This window comes from Zymomonas mobilis subsp. pomaceae ATCC 29192 (assembly GCF_000218875.1).
Taxonomy (GTDB): Bacteria; Pseudomonadota; Alphaproteobacteria; order Sphingomonadales; family Sphingomonadaceae; genus Zymomonas; species Zymomonas pomaceae.
The window spans coordinates 93,548-112,997 of record NC_015709.1 but is presented as its reverse complement, the minus strand read 5'-3'; the positions used below and the strand labels follow the sequence as shown (position 1 = coordinate 112,997).

The window sequence follows — 19,450 nt, the reverse complement described above, 5'->3', positions numbered from 1 at the left end:
GCCTTAATCTATGACCCAGAATATGCATTCTTTTTTTGCAGATCGCCTTACGGCGGCTGACCCCGATGTTTTTACGGCTATCGGACATGAATTGACCCGTGAGCGTAAACAGATCGAAATGATCGCGTCTGAAAATATTGTCAGCCGCGCTGTGTTAGAAGCACAAGGTTCTGTATTTACCAATAAATATGCAGAGGGTTATCCGGGTAAACGTTATTATCAGGGTTGTGCCCCTTCGGATGAAGTCGAATCTTTAGCCATTGAGCGGGCTCAAAAATTATTTGGCAGCGCGTTTGTTAATGTACAGCCGCATTCCGGTGCACAGGCAAATGGGGCCGTTTTATTAGCGGTCGCAAAACCGGGTGATACCATTTTGGGTTTGTCTTTAGATGCCGGTGGCCATCTGACGCATGGTGCGAAAGCGGCGATGTCGGGCAAGTGGTTTAATGCTGTTCAATATGGGGTTCATCCTGATAATCAGTTAATTGATTATGATCAGGTTGCTGCTTTAGCCAAAGAGCATAAGCCACGGGTTATTATTGCGGGTGGTTCAGCCTACCCCCGTCATATTGACTTTGCTTTTTTCCGTAAAGTAGCGGATGAAGTTGGCGCGATCTTCATGGTCGATATGGCCCATTTCGCTGGGTTAGTTGCAGGCGGTGTTCATCCTTCGCCGGTACCTCATGCGCATATTACGACGACTACCACCCATAAAACGTTACGTGGCCCACGGGGTGGCATGATCCTGACCGATGATCCGGCGCTGGCGAAAAAGATTAATTCTGCTGTTTTCCCAGGTATGCAGGGCGGTCCTTTGATGCATGTTATTGCCGCTAAAGCGGTCGCTTTTGGGGAAGCCTTACAGCCTTCTTTTAAGGAATATGCCAAAGCCGTTGTTGAAAACGCAAAAGTTTTGGCCGCACGTCTGAAAGAAAGAGGCAGCGATCTGGTGACGGGTGGCACGGATACCCATCTTGCCTTGGTTGACCTTCGTCCTTTGGGTATCACGGGACGTGATGCGGATTGTGCTTTGGAACGGGCTGGCATCACCTGCAACAAAAACGGTATTCCTTTTGATCCGTTACCGCCTGTCAAAACCTCTGGCATTCGTCTGGGCACCCCTGCTGCAACGACCCGCGGTTTTAGAAGCGAAGAATTTCGGCAGGTCGCTGATATGATTGCTGATGTTCTTGATGGACTCAGTCATAAAGGGGAAGCGGGTGATCCTGTTGTAGAGGCCGATGTCCGTAAACGGGTTGAAGCTTTATGTGATCGCTTCCCTATTTATCCGGAGCTTTGATCTCTTGCGTTGCCCTTTTTGTTCTTGCGACAATAGTCAGGTAAAGGATAGCCGTCCCACAGAAGATGGGGCGGCTATTCGTCGCCGTCGGCAATGCGAAGAATGTGGTGCACGTTTTACCACTTTTGAGCGTGTTCAGATGCGCGATATTATCGTGGTGAAAAAAGACGGTCGTCGTCAACCTTTCGACCGTCATAAATTAACCCGATCTGTTACGCTTGCCTGTCGAAAACGCCCCATTACCGCCGATCAGATCGAACTTTTGGTCAGTTCTATTCAGCATAAAATCGAGACCTCTGGTGAAAACGAAGTAGAGGCTATTCGATTGGGGCAAATGACGATGGAAGGATTAAGAACGCTTGATAGCGTCGCTTATATCCGTTTTGCCAGTGTTTATAAGGATTTTACGGAAGCGCGTGACTTCGAAGATTTCGCCCGTTCTGTTATTGAGGCTGCCCGAGAATGAGTGCTGATGTTCCTGCTATCATTTTAGTTCGTCCCCAGTTGGGCGAAAATATCGGTAAAGCAGCCCGTGCTATGCTGAATTTTGGTCTTAATGATTTGCGCTTGGTGGTGCCCCGTGACGGCTGGCCCAATCCCGCGGCAGGACCCGCTGCAAGTGGTGCGGATAGTGTCTTGGAAAAAGCCCGCGTCTTTTCAACGGTGGCAGAAGCGGTAGCGGATTGTCCCCATGTCTATGCGACGACTGTTCGGAAAAGAGGCGTTACCAAGCCTGTTATGACGCCGGAAGTCGCGGCCCAGACCATTCACAAACAGAGGGGTAAGGTCGGTATTTTATTTGGGCCAGAACGAGCCGGTCTTGAAACAGATGACGTCGCCCTTGCCAGAACGATTATTACGGTGCCGGTCAATCCTGATTTTTCTAGTCTCAATCTAGCGCAGGCCGTTATTTTGGTCGCTTATGAATGGTCTAAAGGGTGCCGCTCTATGCTGGCGCAACCAACCGTTGTAGAGATGGAAAGCCCCGCCCCACAAGAAGCGCTAGAGGGTATGATTAATCATTTAGAGACAATGTTAGACCGAAATGGCTATTTCTTCCCCACAGACCGAGTACCCACTATAAAGCGGACGTTGCGCACATTGTTAACGAAACCGGCATGGAATACGATGGAAATACGTACCTTGAGAGGGATTCTTTCGACCCTTGAGAAACCACGCCATCAAGCGCATATTAAATAAATTACTGAATTATGAAGTTATCTATAATTATTTGAATAGAATAGAGGCTATTTTTTTCTGTTATGTATATAGTTAAAAATACAAATACCTAAACACAAGAAAAACAATAGTACAACGGGTAGAGACATACTATGGTGAGGTGCGGGATCATAGGGATCAGATGGCTCTATGGTTCCATTTTGAACTGATGATGTGACTACGGTCGCTGAATTTTCCATTTTTACTTTCTTAACAGGTTTAAGTAATACGCTTTAATCTATTCTTCTACCTGTTGGTCTCTTACACGTTGAATAGCCAGACGATATAATTCATAGAAGATTTCGTTAGTATTCATAATAGACTGATAAAGTTGAACGGCTTTGTCTTCAGCTTCTATAAATTCATCTTCGGTCAGCAAGCCTTTTTTCCATGCATCTTCTAATAAGGCAAAATTTTGCATTAAAGTCGGTGGAAAATCAAAAGTATAACTATTTATATCCGATAGCGATATACGCGATTCCTTATCAGGAAGAGATTTTTTTACCTTCTTATTCTCTCTTAATCCTTGTTTTATTCCTAGGAAATTTAATATCCTTCTCATCATTCTCATATCTAGCCCCTTTCATCTTGGAAATGATTTTAGAGATAGTTTCGTTACCCTTAATTTTGAGATAATCTGTAGGATACTTATATTTATGAGCCTAAATCAATATAGGTAGCCTTGATAGAAACTACAAAATATATCGATAAACTGATTATATTAAAATAATATTACAATATAGACATAATTTTGATAAGAGTTATCTCTTATCATTCAATAAATAGAATTTTTTATGAAATAAAATATAAATTATAAAAATAAATTTTATAAAAACCAATTATTTTAAATAATAATCCTTTTATTGCTTTAAATTTCAATATTTTTAATTATATAAAATAGTAATATATAAATATCTACCAATAAAAAGATCAAAATGGATTTTTTTAGATATTAAAAATTTTTTTATTAAATAATTATTTAGAAAATTTTTACAAAATACTATAACATTATTTTGATATTTGTAAAAATTTACAAAAAATGTCTTTTCTATTTATTTTAACAGCCATCATTTAGATTATTCGTGAAATAGCTTCGATAGGTTTAAGTCCCTGTCCAAAGCGAGCAATCGTTTCACGATGAGAAGCCAGCTCACTATAGGGTAAATAGCGTAATTTAAGATTGGCAATATGGCGAAAGGCTGGACGCATAAGTTGGGCTTTAACCTCCCCTTCCCTATTATCGGGTGCGACAAGAAATAGGCCTTCAAGGGCATGAACTTCAGAACCAAAAGCAAGATCCAGCATCCGCATAATACCCGAATAGATTGAGGTCGTATGCTCAACTTCGAAAGCGGCTACGATATGATGATTGGCTTTATCAAGCCATAATATATCAATCATACGCACTGCATCGGCTGCCGTGTGTGATATAAAGCCCGGTAAGCTCTCGAGACAACTGCTCCCTAACCTTTCTCCATTCCACGCCCGATTACGGTCGTTCGCCGCTATCCAGACATCATAGCCTAGTGCAAAGCCTAAATCGCGTAACCAGCCTTGAATTTCTGTATGAGTATAATCTGCATCGCGGATAGCGGCCAAAGCCTTGGCCGCCTTGGCATTTTCTTCACGGATTTGCCCAAGATCTTGTGCCCAAAGAGCTTGCGCCTCTTGGTCATCTGTTAACGGGGGGGCAGTATAGCGTTTACTGCCAATGTCAAAAAGTAACCCGCCGATGGCACCAAGATCGTTAGAAAGCCTTTTGCGATATTGATTATTGAGCTTTAATATACCCTGCCTCATCGCCAGATAGTGATCCCATTTAGCCAATTTAACCTTAGCGCCGGTTAACGCATTATATCCGTTAACAATAGCGGTGTTAAAAGGCGGCATCAGGGTAGGATGTAAAAAATAAAGAAGGTTAGCGACGGCAGGCCCTAGACCTTTGATAGCCTGACGATCAATATCCTGAATAGCGGTTAGAAGATATTCTTCTGTATTATGACACAGGCAAATATCCAAAAGATGCCCAAAGGCGCGCTGATTATCGGAATTTTCGTAAATATCAGGGATACGATATTTGGGTTTCCACAAAAAGGCGTGATCCGCTCCTTTAAATATCTGACGTTGTTCGGCAATCGAATGAACGACGGTTTCCAATGAAGACTCCCGATAAGCGACCCCGAAACTATCCGCCTTAATTTCAGAGACAACCTGCTGAATACCCCGTCGGATAGACCGAAAATTTTTGATTCGTTCTTCCCATAGAAACCAACTTTGATAGGTTGCATCGGGGTCAGTCCGCCAGCGGTCAATCAAAGTCGTTATAAGGTTCGTCACTGTGTATCTCTGGTTGTGGCTAGTGGCTATTTACTGGGCCTAGTAGCGACAAGGGTCAAGTATAGGATGCACTGGCGCCCGTTGGAAAATAGGCTTCACAATGGGGCAGCGGTAAAATTGAGAAAGGCGAAAAAGATTGTCTGCTGTTATCATGACGGGGCGAAGGAAGGGGCAATATGTCGAAATGGCTTAAGCCTGCTTAGATATTTTCGATGGGATTGTGGTTCCGGTATAGGCTAAAATAGTAGGGAATATTCTGATAATAGAAAATGTTCTGTGTCTGGTTCGATCATCGTGGGACATAGGCAAGAGGCTATAAAAAACAGACCTTTCCGTAGTCTGTCCCTATTTACTATTACCCTTTGTTGGAGAGAAGTCTGCACGATGGAGTGACCGGTCAGGATGTCAGAGTATATAGCGGATTGGAATGACCAGACATTTTTTCACCTCTCTTCTGTCAGCTAGAAACAAAGAGAGCCTCCCTAATCGTCAGCACAGGATATAAAACTTGTTTATAAAGCTGCGGTAGTTTTACGCGTAAGATCCACGCCCATGCTGCCGGCCAGGAACCCCCTCTTGGCTTTGAACTGATGGGCAGCGAGATTTTTTCTGACTATTCCGGTGCCAATACCCTGATGTCTCTGCCGGTTGTAACACCACACCGATTTCTGGCCGACAAGGAGTATGATAGCGACAGGATACGAGAGAACCTGCCTTTTCGAGAATTCTTCCTGTTATTCCGCCCGCGCCTTATCCGCACAGAAGATTCCCTGAAATTTCTATCCTTATCGGGGCCGTAATCGCATCGAGTGAATGTTCAACAGGTTAAAGCCGTTCGCCGTATCGCCACACGCGCGATGACAAGATGAGGAAGTCTTTCCTCGCCTTCCTTAACCTCGCTGCCGTCAGATTATGGCTACCTTCTTTTGTCAACAGAACCTAGCCCTGTCTAGCCCAGCGGCGAGACTATATAGACTGATTTCCCTTGCCCATAGCGCTTATGCCGATTCCTCAACGGATAACCTCTATAGAAAAAAGATGATTATTCTGCGCTAGTAACCTAGTCACGAATACCGCCGACATTCTGGCGGAATAAAACGCCCCTGATGCCCTATTCATGAAATCGCTATCCATCCAAAGCTTTCCGCAAAGATCCGTCTTGAAGCACGTCCGAGCCAATCTAAAACGACCTTTTATCAACAAGACCTAACGCGGCTATGGGCTGCTTATTCAGAATGATGCTTTTATACTGTTTATACTGAACAATAGTGATTTGAATCAAAAAGATATTGAGCGCAGATTTAGATAATGCGCCCATCCGCTGGAAGTCGCAGAGCGCTTGAATAAGTATAACAATTTTTAAGATAGATAGCGCTGAAATATGGTAGCGGAGGAGGGACTTGAACCCCCGACACGCGGATTATGATTCCGCTGCTCTAACCAGCTGAGCTACTCCGCCACGGTCACTTAACTGATGAAAAGTGTTGGCTAACGAGGCGTGCGTATAAGATTAACTGAGGCAATCGGTCAACTGTTTTTTTCAGAAGAGCGATTATTTTTATGTGTCTCTTTTTTGATTAAGTTATTCAGAATCTGAAAAAACTTAAAAATAAGGCTCGTTCTGGAATCTATCAGAACGAGCCTTAGAGAATTAAAATATTATTTGTTTGCGACCAATTCTACCTGACTACCCAATTCAACCACACGGTTGCTGGGAAGTTTGAAGAATTCGGTGGCACTTTCCGAGTTACGAAGCATCCATGCAAAGATTTTTTCGCGCCACATTGCCATGCCTGTGTGAGAGGATGGGATTAGGGTTTGTCGCGATAAGAAGAAGCTGGTGTCGTCCATGCGGAGCATGGGGCCAGATTGTTCAATCTTGTTTAAGGCTAACGGTACGTCAGGCTCTTCCATAAAACCATAGCGGATGATGAGACGATAAAATCCGTCTTCAAGGCTACTCATACTCGATCTATAATGGGGATCGACATAAGGCACATCTAAAATTTTGATCGTCATCAAAATAACGCGATCATGCAAAATTTTATTATGTTTAAGATTGTGCAACAAGGCGTGCGGCACACCATCATCTTCTGGCGTTAGAAAAATAGCCGTCCCCGGAACGCGAAGCGCAGAGGCCGCAGCAGAACGAATAAAGAGTTGAATGGGCATAGCCACCTGCCGCATTCTTTCTGCCATTAAATGACGTCCACGTGACCACGTCATCAACATGGTAAAGACAATGAAACCTATTAATAGCGGAAACCATCCACCTTCCGGTATCTTCGTGACGTTTGACATGAAGAAGGCACCATCAATAATAAGAAAGCTGGTGACCAGAGGAATGGATTGCCATGCTTTCCAATGCCACACACGATGCACCAAGACACCCATCATGCAAGACGTGATGAACATGGTGCCGGTAACGGCGATACCATAAGCATTGGCAAGGTTGGTTGAGGTTTTAAACATGCCGATCAAAACCATGACCATAAACATCAAGGCCCAGTTAACAGACGGGATGTAAATCTGTCCGACTGTACTGGCGCTGGTATGATTAACCCGAAGTCTTGGAATATATCCCAGCTGGATAGCCTGCTGTGTAACCGAAAAAGCCCCTGTAATGACGGCTTGACTGGCGATAACAGAAGCAAAAGTAGCAAGGATAATAAGGGGAATACGAAGAAAACCCGGCGCCAGAAAATAAAAGGGATTAGCAATCGCGGAATGATCAACGCTTAATAACGCACATTGTCCAAAATAATTCAGCGTTAAAGCTGGGAAAACGACCCAATACCATCCTTTGGAAATAGGTTGCCGTCCGAAATGGCCCATATCGGCATAGAGCGCCTCAGCACCCGTTACAGACAGAACGACAGAACCCAAGGCCCAAAAGGCCTGTAAGGTATCAGAGGCAAAGAAATGGATGGCATAATAGGGATTAAAGGCCAGTAAAATAATAGGACTGCGCCCGATATTTAAAATTCCCAAAATAGCAAGCGTAGCAAAATAGACGATCATAACTGGGCCGAAAAGACGACCCACTGCCTCGGTGCCCCGCGCCTGAAGGAAAAATAGTCCGATCAAAATAACAACAGCAATCGGAGGTACCCAGCTATCAAAAGAAGGTTCGATAACTGTAAGACCTTCTACAGCAGAAAGCACAGAGATAGCCGGTGTAATAATGCTGTCGCCATAAAAAAGGGCGGTTGCAAATACCCCGAGGACAATGAGCCATCGGCTGAGTTTAGGGCTGGCACCGCGGATAATAAGAGATAGCAGCGACATACTGCCGCCCTCCCCCTTATTATCCGCCTTCATGATAAAGAAAACGTATTTGACCGTCACAACGAGCATCATTGTCCAGAAGATAAGGCTGACAATGCCGTAAATATGAAAGTCATCTACAGGGAGTTGATGATGTCCTTTAAAACATTCTTTTAATGCATAAAGAGGACTGGTACCGATATCACCGAAAACGATACCGATAGCGCCGAGCGATAATTTCCAAAGGTCTTTATCACTGTGACTATGACCGGGTACGCCGTAAGATGTGTCTGAAGATTTTACATCTACGGGTGATGTAGCCGGGGAAGTATCGTTACTCATAACGATCTCCGTTTTGCCGATAAGAAAAAAGGTTTACTCTGCGAAAAAGAATTAAAGATAATATTCTCCGCAGAAGAACCAAAAGCAGAAGAACCAAATTGATATATTCTACTATATTGGCAACAATCACGATATGATCATTTCTGCAAGTAGAATTATCTTTGTTCAGCAAGGAACAACTATTAAATTAGCCAATTAAAGAGAAGTTATTATTATAAAAATGGGGCGATCGACGGGAATTGAACCCGCAACCTCCGGTACCACAAACCGGCGCTCTAACCAATTGAGCTACGACCGCCATAAGGCATTGAACCGGACAACAGATGGTTTAAGGTTGTCCGTGAATGTCCGGCTCAATTAAATAGAGTTGGGGTTTAGGTCAAGACTATTTACAGAAAAGCAGGATAAAAAAGAGAATTTTTTTTCTTAACTGCCTTTTTTTGCCTGTTATAAGGCCCGAAATTTAGATGATTAACGTAAAAGAACTAATTCTTCAGCGCTGGTTGGATGCAATGCGATTGTATCGTTGAAATCCTGTTTTGTTAGGCCCGCTTTGATAGCGACCGCAGCCAATTGCACGATTTCAGGCGAATCTGGTCCAATTAAATGTAAGCCGAGCACCCTATCACTGTGACCGTCCACAATCATTTTATAAAGCGCGCGATCATCGCTGCCTATTAAGGCATTGCGCATAGGGCGGAAACTGGATTTATAAATTTTGATATTTTTATATTCAGCCCGCGCTTCTTCTTCGGTCAGACCTGCGCTTGCCAAGGGGGGATGCGAGAATACTGCCGTCGGAATAGTGGTATAATCCACCGAAGCTTTTTTATTGCCAAAAACGCGATCAGCAAAAGCTTGGCCTTCGCGAATAGCAACCGGTGTCAATTGGACACGATCGGTTACGTCTCCAACCGCATAAATAGAAGAGCAACTACTATGGTTTTCTTCGTTAACAATGATGCCTCCTTTTTTATCCAAGGCAACATGTGCGGCTTCTAATCCAAGATTTTTACTATTAGGTATACGCCCGATAGCGAATAAGACGAGATCAGTTTCGATTTTAGTCCCGTTCGAGAAGGTAGCGGTTAGACTGCCATCATTTTCACGGACAATGCTGCTTAATGCTGCGTTAAACTGATAATGGATGCCATGCGCCTGACCGATTTCAACCAAGCGTTGCGCCATTTCTTGCTCATAACCGCGCAGAATGATGTCGCCATGCGTCGCAACGACGGTTTTAACCCCAAAACTGTTTAATATCCCCGCAAATTCATTAGCAATATAGCCACCACCAATAACAACCGCCCTTTTGGGTAATTCTGGCAGCAAGAACATTTCATTGGAAGTCACCGCTAATTCAGCCCCGGGGATGTCCAAACGTGCAGGCTCGGCACCGACCGCAACAAGAATATGCCGCGCTTTAATTTTTTTACCGCTTGCCAAGCCAATTTGGTGGGGGCCTTCGATAACAGCGCGTTCTTGATAAATTTTGATATTATTATTGTTCAGTGTCTGGGTATAGAGACCCTCCAAACGTTGAACATCCGAAAGAATAACATCGCGCAGATGAGGCCAATCGAATTTTTTATCTGTAAATTGCCAGCCTAGCCGATCAGCCTTGGCAACATCGGATGCAAAATCTGCTGCATAATAAAGCATTTTTTTGGGAACACAGCCCCGTATGACACAGGTACCCCCTACACGATATTCTTCGGCGATAGCGACCGAAGCGCCATAAGAAGCCGCCACCCGAGAGGCCCGCACACCGCCGGAACCCGCACCAATAACAAACAGATCGACATCATAAGTCGTCATAATCGCTCTTTCTCTGTCAAAGAATTCTGATAGCAAATTATATATCTGCTATCAGAAAACCGAATAGTCAGTATCTACTTTTAAGGCAGATACTGACTAAATATGACGGAAAGAATGAACATTTCCGATTATGAAATCCAGTTAAGGATCACGATCAGAGCCATTGAACGAATTGACATCGTCAAGGCATATTATTTCCAAGCGGTGGCAATCAAAGCCCGCGTTGAAGGATCAAATTTTTCAGCATCTTCTGGATGATCGGCAATGGCATGGGCCATTTCCTTGCCCAATTCGACACCAAACTGATCGAAGCTGTTAATGCCCAATATTACGCCGTTAACAAAAGTACGATGTTCATAAAAGGCAATCAAAGCACCCAACTGAGCCGGTCTTAATTCATCCATCAAAATGGTGGTTGAAGGACGGTTACCCGGATAAGACCGCGCAGGATCTTTGTTGTCACGACCACTCATTAAAGCGGCCCCTTGGGCAAAGGCATTGGTCAGCAAGGTTTTGTGATGGGTCGGTTCAAGGGTATCATCCGGCTTGATAGCCGCGATGAATTCGATTGGAACCAGACGAGTACCTTGATGTAACAGCTGGAAAACAGCATGTTGGGCATCAGTACCTACCCCACCCCATGTGATAAAGGCGCTGGGATGCGTAATCAGATTACCGTCCAGATCGACGCGCTTACCATTGGATTCCATTTCCAACTGTTGGAGATAGAAAGGCAACAACTGTAAGCGTTCATCATAGGCAAAAATGCCATGCGTCTGAGCACCGCGAATAGCGCTGTAATACTGATCGGCAAAAGCGGCCAGAATAGGGGCATTTTTTTCAGGAGCCGCTTCAAGAAAGTGGCGATCCATAGCGGCACCGCCCTTGAGTAAGGCTTCAAAGCCTTCCCAACCCAGCGCTAAAGCCGCAGGGAAGCCAATAGAAGACCACAGCGAATAACGACCGCCAATACTGTCCGCAAAAGGCAGGATACGGGTATCATCAATACCCCATTCAGAAGCCTTTGCCGGATTAGCCGTAAGGGCGATAACCCGACTCTGAGGGTCTTCAACGCCATGCTTTTTCATCCACGTCATGGTGGATTCTGCGTTCAGCATGGTTTCAGCGGTAGTAAAGGTCTTAGAGGCAACCGCGACCAATGTATGATGTGGATTAAATTTTTTGAAGACTTCTTCTAAGGCCTGACCATCAACATTGGAGACAACGGCTACATCATAGCGACCGCTTTCCCGCGTCAAAGCGTCGATTAATAATTTTGGACCAAGCGCCGAACCACCAATACCGATATGAAGAAGATGTTTAACCTCTCCAAAAGCACCTGAGTCAATCGCTTCGATCAAAGAACGCATACGGGCATGATATTCTTTAGCCCGTTTAACACTTTCAGGGGCACCCTGACCGCGCTCGGCCATATGCTCTACCGCGCGATTTTCTGTGATATTGATTTTTTCACCGGCAAAAAGAGCTTTTCTTCTTGCATCAAAATCACAACTTTCCAACAGCTTTTTGAAGGCAGTCAGCTTAGGCGTGTCGAGATGATTTTTAGAAAAATCAAAACGCAAGCTTGCGGTCTCTACCACCAAACTAGCAAGGCGGTTACTGTCTTCTTCAAAAAGCTGTTTTAAAGTTTTTTCCGGACAATCACTTATTTGCTTCCAAGCTGAATCTATGGCAGCTTTATTAGCAATTCTTGTCACAATACACTCTCCTAAAAGTGAAGACTTCTATATTTTTATCCCTCTTCAAAAGACAGGTGTAAACGCCGTCTCTATTAAAGGGAAGTATATAGTAAGACGAACCACGAAAACTGAAAAGAATAATCGCGTAGAAAGGTTGCCTTTCGGCTTCATGGATTTTCTGGATTGAGCCCAATAGATTCATCGAAAATTCATCATTTATTGGTCATATATTAGAAAGAGTAAGGAGAAACGTTGAGGTCTTATGACAATATTATGCCGTTTATAACGAAAGGATTAGGATACTTGTTCCGCCCTATCTCTTTCGGGTTCTTCTTTCTTCCTTTCTCAGTATTAGCGACCCCTCTTCATCACGCGCCTCCTGTCGGCATTATGGAAATCCATCTTAATATGCACAATATGAAGGATCGTCCGCCAAGAGGTTTACCCCCAGAGGGTAAAATGATTCCACCGCCAGAAACGATATGGAAAGAATCTAAAGGGCCAAAATGTATTGCGCCGGAAGATGTCGGGGCGGCGGCGATGTCTGAACGAGATAGTGTTGATTTGATTTTACGGGGCGGGCATAGAATAAGGGCGCATCTGGAGCACTGTCCTGCATTAGATTTTTATTCAGGCTTTTATGTGCGCGCTGGACAGGATGGGCAAATATGCGCGAAACGCGATCCCGTTTATGCTAGATGGGGTGGAGAATGTTTGATTCACCGTTTCAGATTTGTTGAAGGTGTCTTAAAACACTGAAATAAAATTTTACTTTGATTTGCGGGGTTGGATATCCGTTGCTATAGCAAAGCTTCGCTTGACGCGGCGTAGTAGTTGCCGCACCCCTTCGATAATCTGCGATATCCATGGAGGGTATCGCCTGTTTCTGGTCGGATATTTCATGAACTTTGCCGATCTCGGCCTTTCAAAAGAACTCCTGCAAGCCGTAGCAGATCTTGGCTATCAAGAGCCAACCCCTGTTCAGGAAACCGCTATCCCAGCAGTCCTGATGATGCGGGATTTAATTGCTGTTGCACAGACAGGCACCGGAAAAACAGCTAGTTTTGTGCTCCCTATGATTGATATTCTGGCGCATGGGCGTTGTCGGGCACGGATGCCTCGCTCTTTGATTTTAGAGCCAACCCGTGAATTAGCGGCCCAAGTGGCTGAAAATTTCGAAAAATATGGCAAGTATCACAAATTATCGATGTCCTTGTTGATCGGTGGGGTACCGATGGCGGATCAGCAAGCAGCGCTTGAAAAAGGTGTCGATGTTTTGATTGCCACCCCCGGGCGGCTTTTAGATTTATTTGAAAGAGGAAAAATTCTGCTTTCCAGCTGTGAACTGCTGGTTATCGATGAAGCGGATAGAATGCTGGATATGGGCTTTATTCCCGATATTGAAACGATATGTACCAAGCTTCCTTCTACCCGACAGACCTTACTATTTTCAGCTACTATGCCACCGGCTATTAAGAAATTAGCGGATCGCTTTTTGACCAATCCCCGTCAGCTTGAAATAAGCAGACCGGCGACGGCTAACAGCCTGATAGAACAACAAATAGTAGAAGTTTCTTCTCGATCCAAAAAGAAGAAGCTTTGTGACATATTGGATAATATCGCTGACCATACAGCGATTGTTTTTTGTAATCGTAAAACAACCGTTAGTCAGCTGGCCCGCACCTTGGAAGAACACGGCTTTTCAGTTGGTCAAATTCACGGGGATATGAATCAGTCTGAACGTATCCGTGAGTTAGATCGCTTTCGTAATGGCGCTATCAATCTCTTGGTCGCGTCGGATGTTGCGGCACGTGGATTGGATGTCAAAGGGATTAGCCATGTCTTTAACTTTGATGTCCCCTCTCATCCAGATGATTATGTCCATCGTATTGGGCGCACAGGGCGAGGCGGGGCTAGTGGCATAGCCGTTACCTTTGTTACACCTAGTGATAAAGAAGCGATTGAAGCGATTGAAGCCTTGATAGGTACCACCATTCCGCGGTCTGGATCAGAAAAAGAAGTCGAAATTGCATCGGCGAAAGCAGTCGATTCGGAACCAGCTAAAACACGAAAAACAAGGACAAGAACGCAATCTCAGCGTCCCAAGGACGAAGAAAAGATTTCTAAAAACCTACCGCCCAAAGCACCAAAATTTGAAAAGAAGGCAAGTGTTGGACATAGTATTGCCGAGCAACAACCTCTTCTTTCGGAAAATTCATCCAAATCACTGACTAAAATAGAAACAATTATGGAATGGAATGGCCCGGTTCCGCTTTTCTTAATGCAAGCTATTCCCAAAACGACCGCAAGAACCCCAAAAAAATAAATTTTTTTTAACTTTATATTAATTTTAAAAAAAAATATTTTTTTCCTAATTTACGGATTGAATAGTTAAATTTTAAAAAAAATAAAGAAAATCAGTGCCCTTCATTGAAGAAGAGAGGAACAAATTTTAGCATATTTTGTTTCTTTTATATGGGTTGGTTATCTTTTTTATAAGATCGCTGATCGGTAATTTTCGATGCAAAGGGGACTGTTCAGTCTAACAGATTTTCTTCATTTTCTGATAGCTTTTTAATAAGAGTATCTTTTAGATGCCCTTATCTAAAACTTTTATAATGATTCTAGACAGCAGGGATAGATATTATAAGAAGGAAGTGACTGAATTTTTGAAAATTGAACCAAATCCGATATAATCCGATATAATACGCACTAACAAGATGCATGGCAGCATGACAGTAGAAAAACATAAAAGGCCAGTATCAGAGGAAGTACCTTCTTCTTCCGACCATGCCTCGCATGCTGATGAATCGGCAAAACCGGCAGAAGACCGGAAAAATGCAATTGGTTATGCTTTGCGGAATGCCTACCAAAAAACAGTGGAAGAAAGCATTCCCGAAGATTTACTGGCTCTTCTGGCAAAGCTAAACTGAAGCATCGGCACGGATGGATAATATATGAAGGCATTTTTCAACAAGAAGCCTTCGCAGATCCTACTAAAAAGGCCGAAATTTACCCGAAGGTTATTTCTTCGCTTTGTCGCATTGCCGACTTGGTTGCGGATGCTCATAGTCTTGAGCCTGGCACAAATGCCGCCCAGCTTTATCGCTCTAGAGGCTTTTTTTGCCTCTTCCCATCAGTACCGAATCAATCTTAAAAAAGAAGCGCAGCTCGTCGCCACGGAAAGTGCCCGAACGCTTGATGATGCGATCGACATCTTAGCATATGATGCCCGTAATGCCTTGGATGAAGAAGGCAGTTACGACTATGGCGATACGGTACAGTGCACGCCACTTATAAACCATCTTTACAGTTTATCTTTTGTCTTTGTTGATTATGCCCTTATGGACACTTCTGGGCATATTGTCTGTAAAAGCGAGCATTTCAGTGGGAAAACGGCTATCGCCTTACCGTTTAAGCCGACTAGCCAAGCTAATTTCTATAATGTGGATATATTAGAGAAAGAAGGTAAATTACAATTTACCTTTTTAGGGGGGCGATACCCGCTTTCCAAATATATTGTTATTGGCGAAATCGGACAAAAATCTCTTTTTCAGATGATAAATAAAAAGGTTACGCCTGAAGGCGCAGGCTTATTTCTGACTAAGGACAGTCAGATTTTACCGCTGCTTTATCCTGAACAGCGCCTATTGAAACATAGCCATCCTATTGTTGTCCCGACTTTTGGCGGTATGGCCACCCTTATCTATGATAATAATTTACCCCCTTTTCGAGAATTAGACTTATTTTTCATTTTGTTACCCATACTTATCTGGTTCTCGACGGCTATTATCGGTTGGCTCGTTATGCATTACATGCTGCTCAGACCTTTACGCCGAATGCAAAAAGCCATCACAGATTATGGACAAAGCGGAGAAATTAGCGAAATAAAGCCGGCTTCTTTGGGTGCAGCAAAAGAAATCAGGCAGGTCAGCAAGGCATTCTATCACGTGGCTGTACGCCTTGCTTCTCATGAGCGTGCTTTAAGAATAGCGCTTGAGCATCAAAAAATGCTGACACGAGAAGTGCACCATCGCGTAAAAAACAATCTTCAAGTTGTCGCTAGTCTGCTGAGTATTCATAGCCGTAGAGCCCAATCGGCACGAGAAAAGGCCACTTATACCGCCATTCAAAGGCGGGTCGATGCTTTGGCTATTGTTCAAAGGCAATATTATAACCAGCTTGATTTAGGCTATGGCCTAGATCTTCCTTTAATGATTAAGGATCTGGTGCGCAGTCTTCAAACAAACTTGCCTTCTACAGCGAAAAATTTTCATGTCGAAACCGATATTGACGATGCCTCGGTTCCCTTGGAAAAGGCAATGCCTATTGCTTTTATCATAGTTGAAATCGCTGATTTTGCGTTATCCTTGGATATTATTTTGCCTTTGAAAATTACGCTTCATCGCCAATCATCAGAGGATAAGACCTCTTCCAAGGCTACTTTAACCATAGAATCCGAGGCGATTAAGCAGTTGTCTACAGCGAAAGATAGTGAAATTATAAAAAGAATTATCAATGCCTTTGGTCGACAACTAGGCGGCAAATTTTCTGACAAAGAAGATGAAGGCTATTTTCACTATGATATTGATATTCTGCCTTCATAATTACTATTGATAATAATTTTCATTAAAAAATATTTTGACGGAACTTTCTATTGGAAAGGTAGTTTTTTTATCAAGATGGTTGGTAGGCTTATCCCCCTTAGCCCGACTATCCGATGCTAAAGACCTGGAATGTTTCCCTCCCCCTCACTGACATTCCAGGTCTCTCTTTTCTGCATTTATCATCCGTTGTTCATATAATTTTGGTAAAGAATGATATTTGGCTTACAGCTTTATAGCCTGTGAGATTTTTATTATTTATTTTTGGAAGAAGGCGCAGAGAGAAAACTCTACGCTTTGTGAGGAAAAGAAATGCGTGTTCTTATAGGTCTGTTTATTGCTTCCAGCCTTTTAGGCTTGAGCGCCTGCAATACAGTTCAGGGTTTTGGGCAGGACATGTCCTCGGCGGGGCAGTCTATGGCTAATAGTGCAGAACGCCATAAATAAGTCCGTTAAACTTCATTATAACAAAGGCCGCTTCTTTACAGGAAGCGGCCTTATGTATGTTAGGGTTAATCGACCAAAGCGGTCTCTTTATCTTCTTTATTACGTCGCTTCTCGCTAAACCACATAGCGACTAGAGCCATTTCATAAAGTAGGATTAAAGGCCCGCCTAATAACAATTGAGAAACAATATCCGGCGGTGTTAAAACCGCTGCAATCGCTACAGCCGCGACAATCGCATAGCGTCGTCCTGCAACAAGTTGTTGTCGCGTGACAAAACCGGCGCGTTCTAAAAGAAGCAGCAAAAGTGGAAGTAAAAAGGCCACCCCAAAGCCGAAAATGAATTTTGTAACGAAATTAAGATAATTCCCAACAGCCGGTAAAGCTGTCTGTTCGACACCACCAATATTCCCTTGATAGCCCAACAAAAAATGCAGAGCTATCGGCATAGCTAAATAATAGGCCATAGCCGCACCCGATAAAAATAAAACGGGCGTCATAATCAGAAAAGGCAAGAAAGCCCTTTTCTCATTGGCATATAATCCCGGCGCTACAAAACGCCAGATTTGCATGGCAATGATAGGAAAGGCCAACATAATAGCGGCGAAAAAGGCTACTTTAATATCGACGAAAAAAGCTTCAAAAATATCGGTATAGATTAAACGTCCCTGTCCTGCCTTTAGGAGGGGCTGAACCAGAAACGCAAAAATAGACCTAGAAAAATGTAAACAGAGCAGAAAGGCTGCCCCTAAGGCAACGATACTAACCAATAGCCGTTTACGTAATTCGAGCAGATGTTCAAGCAACGGCGCGCGACTGTCATCGACGCCTATAATATCCTCTGTTTCGCTCATGATTGTTTTTCCTGCTGACCCGATTTTTCTTTCAAGGAATTTTCAGAAGTTTTCTCTAAGACAACAGGGGTTTTATGATCGGGAACAGGCACAGTCTCAGCAACGACGGCGGGTTGAGGTTGAGGTTCGGTCGCTTCACTTTGACTTTCGGCCAATAATTTAGCGTTTTCTTCAGCCCACCGCTTTTCCATCTCTTCCATTTCGGCCTGACGAATCATTTCATCAACACCAGACCGAAAATGACGGCTAAGCGTTCGTGCTTTCCCCATCCAACGCCCGACAACACGCATAGCACGCGGTAAATCCTTTGGGCCGATAACCACTAAGGCCACCAAGGCTACCAGTAAAAGTTCAGAGGGAGCGACATCAAACATTTAAAAATCCGCACGATCATTCAATAAGGATAGAAAGCCCATTATGCAGACTTTCTGATCGTTTTCAGAAATAAATTTTGTCAGAATGTAAATAGTAACAAAGCTTTATCGTCTTTCTTCCTTGGTACCTTGAACCGTAGTCGTGCTGTTGGTTTCAGGTGGAAGGGGTTGATTTTCCAATCTTGGTGCAGGGGCTACCGGTGGGGCCGGTGGCGTAGAATCATCTTCTGCCATGCCCTTTTTGAAGCTTTTAATACCTTTTGCAACATCGCCCATCATATCAGAAAAGCGCCCTTTCCCGAATAAAATCATGACGACGACTGCAACGATAATCCAATGCGTAATACTCATGCCGCCCATAGCGAATGTCTCCCTAGCCCCTAAACAGGGCAATAATCTTATACTCTATAATGAAGGAAAAAGCTTCCTTCTACCAGAAGATACCCATTTTATTTGCCTGATTTTTTATCAGGCGCTTTCCGAGCAAAATGCCAGAGAATTATTCTAAAATAATGTTATCTGGTCGCATTATAGGCTAATTGAGGCTCTGTTAACTGAAAACCTACCAACATTTCAAAGCTAGCCTCTTTCATAGCGGCCCGGACTTTTGGGTCATTTGTTGGATCAATGGAAGCATCTAAATCGGTTGCCAGCCGTGGTTTATTTAACTGATGAAGAATACTGCGTGGTAAAGTGGCAGATTCGTGATCAATTGCAGAAGTCGCCGTCACTTCGGTATCGGTCGTTAGCTGACCGGGTTCAAAATGAACGGTTACACTGCCCATTTGTTTGGAAAGCAATCTTGTCCCTGCCCGCATCACGGCCACGAAATAAGGCAAGGTCACATCCCGAGCGCCGCCGACATGCCGCCTTCTCGCCTGAACCGTGAACGTTAAATGGGTTACAATCGCGCCATAAGGGGGTTCATCACAATGCGGCCTTAGACGGGTAATGACGGCATCCACATCCAAAGCAGAAGCCGTTCGGCTATCCGGTGGATCAAACAGCGTTATATCGCCCGTATAATCAGGCACCGCCACGGCCGGACAACTGCTGCGTTTTACCGTCATAGCGCCCATTTCATCAAACTGACCATGATGGACGACACAACCGCCCAGCAACAAAGAAAAAAGCGGTGTTGCTAGGAGAAGTGCAGATCTAGGCTTAAAAAGAGACAAGTGACCCCCTGATA

17 protein-coding genes, 2 tRNA genes and 1 pseudogene are annotated in these 19,450 nt (G+C 43.9%); 9 read left to right on the top strand and 11 right to left on the bottom strand.

Translation table 11 applies throughout. The annotated features are described in order from the left end of the window. Positions 1-10 precede the first annotated feature (10 nt). Genes glyA through ZYMOP_RS00520 form a run of 3 tightly spaced genes read left to right on the top strand, consistent with a single transcriptional unit; the run spans position 11 to position 2,500 of the window. Positions 11-1,300, top strand: a complete 1,290-nt coding sequence (gene glyA, locus ZYMOP_RS00530; protein ID WP_013933406.1) for a serine hydroxymethyltransferase — start codon at positions 11-13, stop codon at positions 1,298-1,300. A gap of 4 nt (positions 1,301-1,304) precedes the next feature. Beyond that, positions 1,305-1,766 carry a transcriptional regulator NrdR gene (nrdR, locus tag ZYMOP_RS00525; protein ID WP_013933405.1) on the top strand — a complete coding sequence of 154 codons (462 nt, stop codon included), beginning with the start codon at positions 1,305-1,307 and terminating at the stop codon, positions 1,764-1,766. Continuing rightward, on the top strand, positions 1,763-2,500 hold the full coding sequence (locus ZYMOP_RS00520) for an RNA methyltransferase (protein WP_013933404.1): 738 nt from the start codon (positions 1,763-1,765) through the stop codon (positions 2,498-2,500). The genes nrdR and ZYMOP_RS00520 overlap by 4 nt, the downstream gene beginning before the upstream one ends. 256 nt (positions 2,501-2,756) lie before the next feature. Here ZYMOP_RS00520 and ZYMOP_RS00515 read toward each other — a convergent pair whose 3' ends face one another. Both ZYMOP_RS00515 and ZYMOP_RS00510 read right to left on the bottom strand, forming a co-directional pair. After that, positions 2,757-3,089, bottom strand: coding sequence for a hypothetical protein (locus ZYMOP_RS00515; protein WP_013933403.1), 333 nt, complete (start codon positions 3,087-3,089; stop codon positions 2,757-2,759). Positions 3,090-3,589: 500 nt separating this feature from the next. Further along, positions 3,590-4,855 (bottom strand): hypothetical protein, encoded by a 1,266-nt coding sequence (locus ZYMOP_RS00510; RefSeq protein WP_013933402.1) that lies wholly within the window; start codon positions 4,853-4,855, stop codon positions 3,590-3,592. Between the two features lie 518 nt (positions 4,856-5,373). Between ZYMOP_RS00510 and ZYMOP_RS09680 the strand changes: the two are divergent. After that, positions 5,374-5,798, top strand: a pseudogene (locus tag ZYMOP_RS09680) (transposase family protein); the annotation flags it as partial. A 439-nt stretch (positions 5,799-6,237) separates the two neighbouring features. Here ZYMOP_RS09680 and ZYMOP_RS00500 read toward each other — a convergent pair. From ZYMOP_RS00500 to pgi, 5 genes are all read right to left on the bottom strand, one after another. Then, positions 6,238-6,314, bottom strand: a tRNA-Met gene (locus ZYMOP_RS00500). 200 nt (positions 6,315-6,514) lie between these two features. Beyond that, complete coding sequence (locus tag ZYMOP_RS00495; protein WP_013933401.1) at positions 6,515-8,464, bottom strand: potassium transporter Kup; 1,950 nt, start codon at positions 8,462-8,464, stop codon at positions 6,515-6,517. Between the two features lie 221 nt (positions 8,465-8,685). Continuing rightward, positions 8,686-8,762, bottom strand: a tRNA-His gene (locus ZYMOP_RS00490). 173 nt (positions 8,763-8,935) lie between these two features. Next, positions 8,936-10,282 (bottom strand): glutathione-disulfide reductase, encoded by a 1,347-nt coding sequence (gene gorA / locus ZYMOP_RS00485; RefSeq protein WP_013933400.1) that lies wholly within the window; start codon positions 10,280-10,282, stop codon positions 8,936-8,938. A 191-nt stretch (positions 10,283-10,473) separates the two neighbouring features. Further along, entirely contained in the window at positions 10,474-12,000 is a 1,527-nt protein-coding gene (gene pgi, locus ZYMOP_RS00480; protein WP_013933399.1) for a glucose-6-phosphate isomerase, read from the bottom strand. 285 nt (positions 12,001-12,285) lie between these two features. On the opposite strand from pgi, the gene ZYMOP_RS00475 reads away from it, so the two are divergent. The 5 genes from ZYMOP_RS00475 (at position 12,286) to ZYMOP_RS00455 (ending at position 17,033) form a co-directional block, all read left to right on the top strand. Next, positions 12,286-12,741: a hypothetical protein gene (locus ZYMOP_RS00475; protein ID WP_041581609.1), complete on the top strand. Its 456-nt coding sequence runs from the start codon at positions 12,286-12,288 to the stop codon at positions 12,739-12,741. Positions 12,742-12,883: 142 nt separating this feature from the next. Further along, positions 12,884-14,308: a DEAD/DEAH box helicase gene (locus ZYMOP_RS00470; protein ID WP_013933397.1), complete on the top strand. Its 1,425-nt coding sequence runs from the start codon at positions 12,884-12,886 to the stop codon at positions 14,306-14,308. A 406-nt stretch (positions 14,309-14,714) separates the two neighbouring features. Continuing rightward, positions 14,715-14,915, top strand: coding sequence for a NepR family anti-sigma factor (locus ZYMOP_RS00465; protein WP_252507425.1), 201 nt, complete (start codon positions 14,715-14,717; stop codon positions 14,913-14,915). Positions 14,916-15,056: 141 nt separating this feature from the next. After that, positions 15,057-16,589, top strand: a complete 1,533-nt coding sequence (locus tag ZYMOP_RS00460) for a sensor histidine kinase (RefSeq protein ID WP_252507424.1) — start codon at positions 15,057-15,059, stop codon at positions 16,587-16,589. Between the two features lie 309 nt (positions 16,590-16,898). After that, positions 16,899-17,033 (top strand): entericidin A/B family lipoprotein, encoded by a 135-nt coding sequence (locus tag ZYMOP_RS00455; protein WP_013933394.1) that lies wholly within the window; start codon positions 16,899-16,901, stop codon positions 17,031-17,033. Between the two features lie 65 nt (positions 17,034-17,098). Here ZYMOP_RS00455 and tatC read toward each other — a convergent pair whose 3' ends face one another. From tatC to ZYMOP_RS00435, 4 genes are all read right to left on the bottom strand, one after another. Continuing rightward, positions 17,099-17,884, bottom strand: coding sequence for a twin-arginine translocase subunit TatC (tatC, locus tag ZYMOP_RS00450; protein WP_013933393.1), 786 nt, complete (start codon positions 17,882-17,884; stop codon positions 17,099-17,101). Further along, positions 17,881-18,258 carry a Sec-independent protein translocase protein TatB gene (tatB, locus tag ZYMOP_RS09675; RefSeq protein ID WP_013933392.1) on the bottom strand — a complete coding sequence of 126 codons (378 nt, stop codon included), beginning with the start codon at positions 18,256-18,258 and terminating at the stop codon, positions 17,881-17,883. The genes tatC and tatB overlap by 4 nt, the downstream gene beginning before the upstream one ends. Before the next feature lie 105 nt (positions 18,259-18,363). Beyond that, positions 18,364-18,618, bottom strand: a complete 255-nt coding sequence (locus ZYMOP_RS00440) for a twin-arginine translocase TatA/TatE family subunit (protein ID WP_013933391.1) — start codon at positions 18,616-18,618, stop codon at positions 18,364-18,366. Between the two features lie 155 nt (positions 18,619-18,773). Further along, positions 18,774-19,436, bottom strand: coding sequence for a hypothetical protein (locus tag ZYMOP_RS00435; protein ID WP_013933390.1), 663 nt, complete (start codon positions 19,434-19,436; stop codon positions 18,774-18,776). Between the last annotated feature and the right edge of the window lie 14 nt (positions 19,437-19,450).